General features: G+C 71.7%; 1 protein-coding gene (only partly in view). It reads left to right on the forward strand.

Features of this window, described 5'->3' with window-relative positions:
• Window positions 1–13,093, forward strand: the beginning of a protein-coding gene (locus AB0B90_RS29980) for an SDR family NAD(P)-dependent oxidoreductase (protein ID WP_362925886.1). Its footprint extends 37,538 nt past the window's final position; 13,093 of the gene's 50,631 nt are visible here — the first part of the coding sequence; the start codon lies at window positions 1–3; its stop codon lies beyond the right edge, outside the window.

Genomic DNA, 13,093 nt, shown 5'->3' on the forward strand with positions numbered 1-13,093 from the left:
ATGTCGCAGGACCGGAAGCTCGTTGACTACCTGAAGTCGGTCGCCGCCGACCTGCGCGAGACCCGTCGGCGGCTCCAGGAGGTCGAGTCGGGCAGGCACGATCCGATCGCGATTGTCTCGATGGCGTGCCGCTTCCCCGGGGATGTCAACTCCCCTGAGGACCTGTGGCGTCTTGTGTCCGAGGGTGGGGACGGGATCGGGGAGTTCCCGACGTCGCGTGGCTGGGACCTCGGGATGGTGTACAACCCGGACCGGGAGAGCCGGGGTACCAGTTATGTGCGTGAGGGCGGCTTCCTGCACGACGCGGGGGTGTTCGATCCCGGGTTCTTCGGGATCTCGCCGCGTGAGGCGCTGGCGATGGACCCGCAGCAGCGGTTGCTTCTTGAGGTCTCCTGGGAGGCTTTCGAGCGGGCCGGGATCGACCCGGTCTCGCTGCGCGGCAGCCACACGGGCGTGTTCGCCGGTGTGATCTACCACGACTACGGTCCGAGCGTCGAGTTCCCGCTGGACGTGCGGGGCTTCGTCAGCACCGGCACCGCGGGAAGCATCGCCACCGGGCGTATCGCCTACACGCTGGGCCTGGAGGGGCCGGCGGTGACGGTGGACACCGCCTGCTCGTCGTCGCTGGTGGCGCTGCACCTGGCCGCGCAGGCGCTGCGCTCGGGCGAGTGCGACCTGGCCCTGGCCGGAGGCGTGACCGTGATGGCCACGCCCGGAATGTTCATCGACTTCAGTGCGCAGGGCGGCCTGGCCGGTGACGGGCGGTGCAAGGCGTTCTCCGACGCGGCGGACGGCACGAGCTGGGCCGAGGGCATCGGCATGCTGGTGCTGGAGCGGCTCTCGGACGCCCAGCGCAACGGCCACGAGGTGCTGGCGGTGGTGCGGGGTTCGGCGATCAACCAGGACGGCGCGTCCAACGGGTTGACCGCGCCGAACGGTCCTTCCCAGCAGCGGGTGATCCGCCAGGCGCTCGCCGGCGCCGGACTCACTCCCGCGAACGTGGACGTGGTGGAGGCGCACGGCACCGGCACCACGCTGGGTGACCCGATCGAGGCGCAGGCGTTGCTGGCGACGTACGGCCAGGACCGGCCGGAGGACCGGCCGCTGCTGCTGGGGTCGGTGAAGTCGAACATCGGTCACACGCAGGCGGCCGCCGGTGTGGCGGGTGTGATGAAGATGGTGCTCGCGATGCGGCACGGGGTGCTGCCTCGGACGCTGCACGTGGACGAGCCGTCCTCGCACGTGGACTGGGCCTCGGGAGCGGTGGAACTGCTGACCGAGAGCAGGCCGTGGCCCCAGGTGGATCGGCCGTGGCGGGCGGGTGTGTCGTCGTTCGGTTTCAGCGGCACGAACGCGCACGTCATCATCGAACAGGGGCCGGGAGCTCCTGACGCCGTGCCTGGCGCGGATGAGCGGGCACCGGCGGGCGCGGGTGTGGTGCCGGTGGTGGTGTCGGGTCGTACGGCGGGGGCGTTGCGGGCGCAGGCCGGGCGGTTGGCGTCGTTCCTGGAGGGTGAGCCCGGTCTCGGGTTGGCCGATGTGGCGTTCTCGCTGGCGACGACGCGGTCGGCGTTCGAGCATCGGGCGGTGGTGCTGGCCGATGGTCGTGAGGGGGTGCTGGCCGGGCTGGGTGCGTTGGCCGAGGGTCTGCCGGGTGCGGGTGTGGTGCGCGGGGTGGCCGGGGCGCAGCCGGAACTTGCGGTGTTGTTTACCGGTCAGGGCAGTCAGCGGGCCGGGATGGGCCGGGAGTTGTATGAGCGGTTCCCGGTGTTCGCGGCGGCGTTGGACGCGGTGGTCGCGGAGCTGGATCCGCTGCTTGAGGGGTCTCTGCGTGAGGTGCTGTTCGCCGAGCCGGGGTCGGCGCAGGCGGAGGCGCTGGATCGGACCGGGTGGGCGCAGCCGGCGCTGTTCGCGGTGGAGACGGCGTTGTTCCGGCTGGTGGAGTCCTGGGGAGTGGCGCCGGATGTGCTGGCGGGGCATTCGGTTGGGGAGATCGCGGCGGCTCATGTGGCCGGTGTGCTGTCGTTGCAGGACGCGTGTGTGTTGGTGGCGGGTCGGGCGCGGTTGATGCAGGCGCTGCCCGCGGGTGGGGCGATGGTGTCGGTGCGGGCCTCCGAAGAGGTGGTCGTCGAGCTGCTGGCCGGGCGGGAGAAGGAGGTGTCGGTCGCGGCGGTGAACGGTCCCGCGTCGGTGGTGATCTCCGGTACCGAGGAGGCCGTGCTGGAGGTGGCCGCGGCCCTGGAGGAGCGGGGGGTGCGGACGAAGCGGTTGCGAGTGTCGCACGCGTTCCATTCGCCGTTGATGGATCCGATGCTGGAGGAGTTCCGGGCGGTGGCGGCGACGCTGTCCTACGACCCGCCGCGGATCCCGGTGGTCTCGACGCTGACCGGGGAGCTCGCCACCGACGAGCAGCTGTGCTCACCGGAGTACTGGGTGGAGCAGGTGCGTGGCGCGGTCCGCTTCGCCGACGCCGTCCGTACGCTGCACGGCCAGGGGGTGCGGGCGTATCTGGAGCTGGGCCCCGACGGGGTGCTCACCGCGATGGCCGCCGACACCCTCGCCACCGACGCGGAGGCGCGCGAGCCGGACGCCGTGTTCGTGCCGGTACTGCGTAAGGACCGCGACGAGCACACGGCGGCGATGACGGCGCTCGCCGAGCTGCACGTGCACGGGGTGCCGGTGGAGTGGCGTTCGGTGCTGCCGGGCGGGCACCGGGTCGACCTGCCCACCTACCCGTTCCAGCACGAGTGGTACTGGCCCCGCGAACGGCGGATGGGTGACGCCAGAAACCTGGGACTGGCCGCGGCGGGGCACCCTTTGCTGGGCGCCGCCGTGGCGCTCGCCGCCTCGGACGGCGTACTGCTGACCGGTCAGCTGTCGTTGCGGTCGCAGGCGTGGCTGGCCGATCACGTCGTGGCCGGAAGGGTGCTCTTCCCCGGCACCGCGTTCCTGGAGCTCGCCATCCGAGCCGGTGACCAGGTCGGCTGCGACCTGGTGGAGGAGCTCACCCTGGCGACGCCGCTGGTGCTGGGCGAGACCGACACCGTCGCGGTGCAGGTGTGGGTGGGCGCCGAGGAGTCCGGCCGGCGCGACCTGAGCATCTACACCCGGCCGGCCACGGCCGACGACGACGAGCCGTGGGTACGGCACGCGGTCGGTGTCCTCGCCGCCGGCGGCCAGGTCGCCGAGCGACTCGACACCGACGTCTGGCCGCCCCGGGGCGCGTCCGCGATCGAGCTGGACGGGCTGTACGAGCAGCTCGCCGAGGGCGGACTGAGCTATGGGCCGCTGTTCCAGGGACTGCGGGCGGCCTGGCGGCATGATGACGAGATCTTCGCCGAGGTGAGCCTGCCGAGCCGGCTTGAGTCGGACGCCGGTTCGTTCGGCGTGCATCCGGCCCTGCTGGACGCGGCACTGCACGTGGTGACCTTCGCGGGACTGGACGATGCCGAAGGCACCCGCCTGCCGTTCTCCTGGGGTGAGGTGTGCCTGCACGCCGGTGGGGCGTCGGCACTGCGGGTACGACTGGCCAGGACCGAGGGCGACGCCGTCTCGTTGACGGTGGCCGATGTCACGGGTGAACCGGTGCTGACGGCGCGGTCACTCGTACTGCGCCCGATCGCGGCGACCACCGGCGAAGGCGGCCGCCGGAGCGAACAGGACCCCCTGTTCAGGGTGGAGTGGACGGCGCTGCCGTCGGCGCGGGTGGCACCGGTGGCCGACCCCGCGCCCAGGGTGACGGTGGCCGCCCTTGACGCGCTCGACCTCGCGGATCCGTCGACCTTCGGGGACACGGACCGGGCGCCGGGGGTCGTGGTGACCGAAGTGGTCTCCGATCGGGCCGGCGCGGTGGTGGACGCGACGCACCTCCTCACCACGCGTGTTCTCGACCTGCTGCGCCAGTGGCTCGCCGACGAGCGGTATCGCGATTCACAGCTGGTGTTCGTGACCCGGGGTGCGGTCGCCGCCGAAGACGGTGAGGTGGTGTCGGATCTGCCGGCCGCCGCGGTGTGCGGATTGGTGCGCAGTGCCCAGTCGGAGAACCCGGGCAGGTTCCTGCTGGTCGACATCGACGAAGAGCAGGAGTCGCTGGCGGCTCTGCCCGGGATGCTGCCCATGGTGTTCGCCTCCGGTGAGCCGCAGGTGGCGGTGCGTGAGGGTGGGGTGCGGGTGCCGAGGCTGGTGTCGCTGACCTCGGGTGCGGGTCTGTTGCCTCCGGCCGGTGCGGGTTCGTGGCGGTTGGGCAGCCGGGCCAAGGGCAGCCTGGACGCGCTGGAGTTGCTTCCGTTTCCGGCGGCGGCCGAGCCGCTGCAGAGCGGGCAGGTTCGGGTGGCGGTGCGTGCGGCGGGGGTGAACTTCCGTGACCTGCTGGACGGGCTGAACGCACTCGGCTGGTTCCAGGACAAGGTCGGCCTGATGGGCAGCGAGGCCGCCGGAGTGGTCCTTGAGGTCGGTCCCGGTGTCGAGGACCTGCGCGTGGGTGACCGCGTGGTCGGCCTGGTCGAGGGTGGTTTCGGCCCGGTGGTGGTCGCCGGTGCCGGCGGGTTGGTCAAGATTCCCGACGGGTTCTCGTTCGAGCAGGCCGCGACGATCCCGGTGGCGTTCCTCACCACCTACTACGGGCTGATGGATCTGGCCGGTTTGCGCGAGGGCGAGTCGCTGCTGGTGCACGCGGGCGCCGGTGGGACCGGGATGGCGGCGATCCAGCTGGCCCAGCGGCTCGGGGTCGAGGTGTTCGCGACCGCGAGTCCGGCGAAGTGGGATGCGCTGCGGTCGATGGGCATCCCGGACGATCACATCGCCTCGTCGCGGAGTGTGGAGTTCGAGGAGCGGTTCCGCGCGGTGTGCGGTGAGCGGGGCGTCGATGTGGTGCTCAACTCGTTGACGGGTGAGTTCATCGACGCCTCGGCGCGTCTGCTGCGCCCCGGGGGCCGGTTCGTCGAGTTGGGCAAGCTCGACATCCGCGACCAGGAGAGTTTCCCGGGGCTGGAGTATCACTGGTTCGACGTGATGGACGCCGGGCCCGAGCGGCTGCGGCAGATCCTGGCCGAGTTGATGGAGCTGTTCGCGGCCGGTGAGCTGCGGCCGTTGCCGGTGACGACCTGGGACGTGCGCCGGAGCCGGGAGGCGTTCCGGTTCATGAGCCAGGCCAGGCACACCGGCAAGATCGTGCTCACCATGCCCCGGGTCTGGGACCCGCAGGGCACGGTGCTCATCACCGGCGGCACCGGCGGTCTGGGCGCGTTGTTCGCGCGGCATGCGGTGGCCGAGCACGGGGTACGGCGCCTTTTGCTGGTCAGCCGCCGGGGTCTGGAGGCTCCGGGCGCGGTGGAGTTGCAGGCCGAGCTGATCGCGCACGGAGTCGAGGTCACCGTCGCCGCCTGCGATGTGACCGACCGAGGTCAGGTCGAGGACCTGCTGGCCGGGATCGATGCCGATCATCCGCTGACCGCGGTGATCCACACCGCCGGTGTGCTGGACGACGGGACCATTCTCTCGCTGACACCGGAGCGGCTGGATGCGGTGCTGCGGCCGAAGGTGGACGCCGCCTGGCATCTGCACGAGCTCACCCAGGGCCTGGATCTGGCCGAGTTCGTCATGTTCTCGTCGGTGGCGGGTGTGATCGGAGCTCCCGGGCAGGGCAACTACGCCGCGGCGAACTCGTTCCTCGACGCGCTGGCTCAGCACCGTGGGGCCGCCGGGCTGGCCGGGTTGTCACTGGTCTGGGGTGCGTGGGCTCAGGACAGTGGGATGACGGGCACCCTGAGCGACGGCGACATGGAGCGGCTGGCCCGTGCCGGCACGCCACCGATCGCACCGGAGCAGGGCGTCGCCCTGTTCGAGGCGGCGATCCGTTCCGGCGAACCGGTCGTGGCCCCGGTCCGGCTGGATCTGCCGGTGCTCCGCGCGCAGGGCGAGGTTCCGCCGCTGCTGCGCAAGCTGGTGCGGGGAAGGCGCCGGTCCGCCGCGGGGAGGTCGGAGGCGGCCAGCACGCTGCTCCAGCGACTGGCTCCGCTCACGGTGGCCGAACGCGCCGAGGTCCTGGTGGACCTGGTACGTACCGAGGTGGCCCTGGTGCTGGGGCACGTCTCGCCGGAGACGGTGGAGGTGCGGCGGGAGTTCCGCGAGCTGGGGTTCGACTCGTTGACCTCGGTGGATCTTCGCAACCGGCTGAACGGCACGACCGGGTTGCGGTTGCCGGCCACGCTGGTGTTCGACTACCCGACGCCGGCCGTGCTGGCGGAGTTCCTGCTGGCCGAGTTGCTCGGTGAGCACGCGGACGTGGTGGCTCCCAGCGCGGTCCGGCCGGTGGCCGACGACCCCATCGTGATCGTGGGCATGGCGTGCCGCTATCCGGGCGGGGTCACCTCTCCGGAGGACCTGTGGCGACTGGTCACCGAGGGCACGGACGCGATCTCGCCGTTCCCGACCACGCGTGGCTGGGATCCGGCGGCGTTCTACAGCCCCGATCGGGAGAACCGGGGCACCAGTTACGTGCGTGAGGGCGGTTTCCTGCACGAGGCCGGGGAGTTCGACCCCGGGTTCTTCGGGATCTCGCCGCGTGAGGCGCTCGCGATGGACCCGCAGCAGCGGTTGTTGCTGGAGACGTCGTGGGAGGCGATCGAGCGGACCGGGATCGACCCGGCGTCGCTGCGCGGCAGCCGTACCGGCGTGTTCGCCGGGGTCATGTACCACGACTACGCGACCAGCGTGTCGTTCCCGCCGGAGGTGATGGGGTTCGTCGGCACCGGCACCGCCGGAAGCGTGGCGACCGGTCGCCTTTCCTACACCTTCGGGCTGGAGGGCCCGGCGGTGACGGTGGACACCGCGTGCTCCTCCTCGCTGGTGGCGTTGCATCTGGCATCGCAGGCGCTGCGGAGCGGTGACTGCTCGCTGGCGCTGGCCGGCGGTGTGACCGTGATGGCCAACCCGGGACCGTTCATCGACTTCAGTGCCCAGGGCGGGCTGGCCGATGACGGCCGGTGCAAGTCGTATTCGGATGCGGCCGACGGGGTCAACTGGTCCGAGGGTGTGGGCATGCTGGTGCTGGAGCGGCTGTCGGATGCCCGCCGCAACGGCCACCAGGTGCTGGCGGTGGTGCGGGGTTCGGCGGTGAACCAGGACGGCGCGTCGAACGGGTTGACGGCGCCGAACGGTCCCTCCCAGCAGCGGGTGATCCGTCAGGCGCTGGCCGGGGCGGGGCTCTCGGTGTCCGAGGTGGACGCGGTCGAGGGCCACGGTACGGGGACGACGCTGGGTGACCCGATCGAGGCGCAGGCGTTGCTGGCGACCTATGGCCAGGATCGGGACGAGGATCGGCCGCTGCTGCTGGGGTCGATCAAGTCGAACCTCGGTCACGCCCAGGCGGCGGCGGGTGTGGCCGGTGTGATCAAGATGGTCATGGCGATGCGCCATGGGGTGCTGCCCAGGACGTTGCACGTGGACGCGCCGTCGTCGCATGTGGACTGGTCTCTGGGTGCGGTGGAGTTGCTGACCGAGGCGACGGAGTGGCCGCAGACGGGTCGTCCGCGTCGGGCGGGGGTGTCGTCGTTCGGGATCAGCGGCACCAACGCGCACGTGATCTTGGAGCAGGGGCCGGAGGCTCCTGAGCGGGAGTCGCGTGACCAGGGCCAGGCGCCGGGTGCGGTGCCGTGGGTGGTGTCTGCGAAGACCGAGGAGGCGTTGCGCGAGCAGGCGAGCCGTCTGGGTGCGCTGGTGGAGACGGCCGACGAGCTTGACCCGGTGGATGTGGGGTCGTCGCTGGTGGTGTCGCGGTCGGTGTTCGAGCACCGTGCGGTGGTGATCGGCGGGGGTCGTGGGGGTTTGCTGGCGGGGTTGGGTGCGGTGGCTTCGGGTGAGCCCACGGCGAATGTGGTGTCCGGGGTGGCCGATGTGGTGGGCAAGTCGGTGTGGGTGTTCCCGGGTCAGGGGGCGCAGTGGGTGGGGATGGGTGCGGTTCTGTTGGAGGAGTCGGCGGTGTTCGCGGCGCGGATGGCGGAGTGTGCGGCGGCGTTGGAGCCGTTCGTGGACTGGTCGCTGCTGGAGGTGATCCGGGGTGTGGAGGGTGCTCCGGGGCTGGATCGGGTGGATGTGGTGCAGCCGGTGTCGTTCGCGGTGATGGTCTCGCTGGCGGCGGTGTGGGAGTCGCTGGGAGTGCGGCCGGACGCGGTGGTGGGGCATTCGCAGGGTGAGATCGCGGCGGCGGTGGTGGCCGGTGGCCTGTCGTTGCAGGACGGCGCCCGGGTGGTGGCGCTGCGCAGTCAGGTGATCGGGCGTGGGCTGGCGGGGTTGGGGGCGATGGCGTCGGTCGCGCTCCCGGTCGAGCAGGTCACCGAGCGGGTGGCGGCGTGGGACGGGCGGATCTCGGTGGCGGCGGTGAACGGCCCGAACTCGGTGGTGGTGGCCGGTGAGATCGCAGCCGTCGAGGAACTGGTGGAGCAACTGGGCACTGAAGAGGTGCGGGTGCGGCGGATCGCGGTGGATTACGCCTCGCATTCGGCGCAGGTGGATCTGATCGGAGAGGAGCTGGCCGAGGTCCTGGCGGGGGTGGCGCCGCAGCCGGTGCGGGTGCCGATGCTGTCGACGGTGACCGGCCAGTGGCTGGAGGGCCAGGAGCTCGATGGCGGGTACTGGTGTGACAATCTGCGGCGCACGGTGGCTTTCGCTCCGGCGGTCGGGCAGTTGCTGGAGCAGCGGTATCGGGTGTTCGTCGAGGTGAGCTCGCATCCGGTGCTGACGGTCGGGGTTGGTGAGTGCGTGGACGCGGCCGAGGTGGAGGCCGTGATCGCCGGGACGCTGCGCCGCGATGAGGGCGGCCTGGAGCGGGTGCTGGTCTCGGCGGCCGAGCTGTTCGTGCGTGGCGTGGCAGTGGACTGGCAGCAGGTGCTGCCCGGTGGCCGGCGGGTGGATCTGCCCACCTACGCCTTCCAGCATGAGCGGTTCTGGCCGGTGGGAGCGGGTTCCCAGGTGGGCAACGTGGCCGCGGCTGGGCTGGCGGTGGCGGGGCATCCGCTGCTGGGCGCCGCCGTGGGCCTGGCCGACTCCAACGGTGTGCTGCTGACCGGGCGGTTGTCGCTCTCGTCGCATCCGTGGCTCGCCGATCACGCGGTGGCAGGAACGGTGATCTTCCCGGGGACCGGTTTCCTTGAGCTGGCGGTGCGTGCCGGTGACCAGGTCGGTTGTGACCTGGTGGAGGAGCTCACCCTGACGGCGCCGCTGGTGCTGGGCGAGACCGATGCCGTCGCGGTGCAGGTGTGGGTGGGGGCCGCGCAGGAGACGGGTCACCGGAGCGTGAACGTCTACGCCCGGTCGGCACAGGCCGCCGACGATGTGCCGTGGGTGCGGCACGCCACCGGCACGCTGGCCGTCGGCGCCCCGGCCACCGGTGCTCCCGATGCCGGGCCGTTCGACGCGACGGTCTGGCCTCCGGCCAGCGCGACCGCGATCGGGCTGGACGGGGCGTACGAAGGGCTGGCCGCGGGCGGGTTCGAGTACGGCCCGGTGTTCCAGGGGCTGCGGGCGGCCTGGCGTGGTGCCGATGGTGAGGTGTTCGCCGAGGTCGCGCTGCCCGAGCAGACGGCGTCGAGCGCGGGTTCGTTCGGGGTGCATCCGGCGCTGCTGGACGCGGCGCTGCACGCGGTGCCGTTCGTGGGGCTGGAGCCGGTCGAGGGCGGCCGGCTGCCGTTCTCCTGGGGGCAGGTGAACCTGCAGGCCACCGGAGCGGCGATGCTGCGCGTGCGACTGCTCCGGACGGGTGATGACGCCGTGTCGCTGACGGCGGTGGACGCCGCGGGCGAGCCGGTGCTGTCGGCGCGGTCGCTGGTGCTGCGCCCGTTCACGCCTGATCAGCTCGCCGTCGGCGGCGGTCAGGTGGCGGAGCGGGATGGGCTGTTCCGGCTGGACTGGACGCCGCTTTCCGAGATTTCGGTGGCTGACCCTGCGTCGGTGGCGGTGGTCGGTTTCTCCGGGTTCGAGCCGGACGCCCTGGGCCTCGTGGCGATGTGGGAGTCGGCCGGGCACTCGGTGCCGGTTCACCGTGATCTGTCGGCGTTGGGCGAGGCGGGGGCGGTGCCGGGGACGGTGCTGGCCGGGGTGGTGGCCGATTCCGCCGGGGACGCGGTGGCCTCGGCGCGTGCGGCGACGGCCGGGGTGCTGGCTCTGTTGCAGGGGTGGCTGGCCGACGAGCGGTTCGGCGATTCGCGTCTGGTGTTCGTCACCCGGGGCGCGGTCGCGGCCGGTGACGATGAGACGGTCTCCGATCTGGCGGCAGCTGCCGTGTGGGGCCTGGTGCGTAGTGCGCAGTCGGAGAACCCGGGCCGGTTCGCGCTGGTCGATCTGCGCCATGGTGAGTACGGAGACGAGTATCCGGACCCGGCTGCGGATGAGACCTCGCCCGATGCGCCGAGGGTTGCGCTTCCCGTGCTTCCCGCACTGCTGAGCGGGGTGCTGGCTTCCGGTGAGCCGCAGGTGGCGGTGCGTGAGGGTGGGGTGCGGGTGCCGAGGTTGGCGTCGCTGACCTCGGGTGCGGGTCTGTTGCCTCCGGCCGGTGAGAAGGCGTGGCGGTTGGGCAGCCGGGCCAAGGGCAGCCTGGACGCGTTGGAGTTGCTGCCGTTCCCGCAGGCGGGCGAGCCGCTGGAGGCAGGGCAGGTTCGGCTGGCGGTGCGTGCGGCGGGGGTGAACTTCCGTGACCTGCTGGACGGGTTGAACGCACTCGGCTGGTTCCAGGACAAGGTCGGCCTGATGGGTGGCGAGGCCGCCGGTGTGGTGCTTGAGGTCGGCCCAGGGGTCGAGGACCTGCGCGTGGGTGACCGCGTGGTCGGTCTGACCGAGGGCGGTTTCGGCCCGGTGGTGGTCACCGGTGCCGGCGGGGTGACCAGGATCCCCGACGGAGTCTCCTTCGAGGAGGCCGCGACGATCCCGGTCTCGTTCCTCACCACCTACTACGGATTGATGGATCTGGCCGGCCTGCGCGAGGGCGAGTCGCTGCTGGTGCACGCGGGCACCGGTGGGACCGGGATGGCGGCGATCCAGCTGGCCCAGCGGCTCGGGGTGGAAGTCTTCGCGACCGCGAGTCCGGCGAAGTGGGACGTGCTGCGGTCGATGGGCATCCCCGACGATCACATCGCCTCCTCGCGCACCCTGGAGTTCGAGGACCGCTTCCGGGAGGTCTGCGGTGAGCGGGGCGTCGACGTGGTGCTCAACTCGTTGACGGGTGAGTTCATCGACGCCTCGGCGCGACTGCTGCGCCCCGGGGGCCGGTTCGTGGAGATGGGCAAGCTCGACATCCGCGACCAGGAGCAGTTCCCCGGCCTGGAGTACCACTGGTTCGACGTGCTGGACGCCGGGCCCGAGCGGCTGCGGCAGATCCTGGCCGAGTTGATGGAGTTGTTCGCGGCGGGTGAGTTGCGGCCGTTGCCGGTGACGGCGTGGGACGTGCGCCGTGGCCGGGAGGCGTTCCGGTTCATGAGCCAGGCCAGGCACACCGGCAAGATCGTGCTGACGATGCCCCGGGTCTGGGACCCGGAGGGCACGGTGTTGATCACCGGTGGGACGGGTGGTCTGGGTGCGGAGGTGGCCCGGCATCTGGTGGCTGAGCACGGGATGCGGCATCTGCTGCTGGTCAGCCGCCGGGGTCTGGAGGCTCCGGGGGCGGTGGAGCTGCAGGCCGAGCTGATCGCGCACGGGGTCGAGGTCACGGTCGCGGCGTGCGACATGGCCGACCGGGACGCGGTCGCGGCGCTGCTGGCCGGGGTGGACGCCGATCATCCGCTGACCGCGGTGATCCACGCGGCCGGTGTGCTGGACGACGGCACGATCGCCTCGCTGACGCCGGAGCGGCTGGATGCGGTGCTGCGGCCGAAGGTGGACGCGGCGTGGCATCTGCACGAGCTGACCGAGGGCATGGATCTGGCCGGGTTCGTGGTGTTCTCCTCGCTCGCCGGGCTGATGGGCGGTGCGGGTCAGGGTAACTACGCGGCGGCGAACGCCTGGCTGGACGCGTTGACGGCGCGGCGCCGGGCGCAGGGACTGCCGGGGCTGTCGCTGGCCTGGGGACTGTGGGCGCAGGCCACCGGGATGACCGGGGCCATGTCGCAGGCCGACGTGCAGCGGATGACCGCGGCCGGGTTGCCGCCGATCACCACCGAGCAGGGGCTGGAGCTGTTCGACGCCGCCATCGACTCGGATGCGCCGCTGGTGGTCCCGGTGCGGCTGAACGTACCGGCGATGCCCGCTCAGCTGGTGCCGCCGCTGCTGCGCGGCCTGGTGCGCGGCACCCGCCGTACGGCGGCATCGGCGCCCGCCCTGGGCGAGGGCACCCTGTTGCGGCAGTTGGCCGGGTTGACGCAGGCCGAGCGGACCCGGTTCGTGACCGACCTGGTCCGCACCCAGGCCGCGGCCGTCCTCGGGTACCCCTCGCTGGAGGCGGTGGACGTCAGGCGGGAGTTCCGCGAGCTGGGCTTCGACTCGCTGACCGCGATCGAACTGCGCAACCGCCTCAACACCGCCACCGGGCTGCGGCTGCCCTCCACCCTCGTCTTCGACTACCCCACCCCCACCGCGCTGGGAGAGTATCTGCTGAGCGAGGTGCTCGGCGCGCACGGCGACGCCATCCTGCCGGTGGCCACGGTCTCGGTCGGGGACGACCCGATCGCGATCGTCTCGATGGCCTGCCGCTACCCCGGAGGGGTGAATTCCCCGGACGACCTGTGGCGGCTGGTCATCGAGGGACAGGACGCCATCACCCCGCTGCCGACCGACAGAGGCTGGCAGACCCACGGTGACATCGACCTGAAGGGCGGATTCGTCTTCGACGCGCCCGAGTTCGACGCGGAGTTCTTCCGGATCTCGCCACGTGAGGCGCTCGCGATGGACCCGCAGCAGCGACTGCTGCTGGAGGCGGCCTGGGAGGTCCTGGAGAACGCGGGCATCGACCCCGACTCGTTGCGCGGCAGCGACACCGGCGTGTTCATCGGCTCCGTCGGCTCGGGCTACATGCCGGGGGAGGAGTCTCGCGGTCACATCATGACCGGGCAGCTGGCCAGTGTGGCCTCCGGCCGGATCTCCTACACCCTGGGCCTGGAAGGTCCGGCGG

The sequence above is a fragment of the Streptosporangium sp. NPDC049078 genome (assembly GCF_040648855.1).
Taxonomy (GTDB): Bacteria; Actinomycetota; Actinomycetes; order Streptosporangiales; family Streptosporangiaceae; genus Streptosporangium.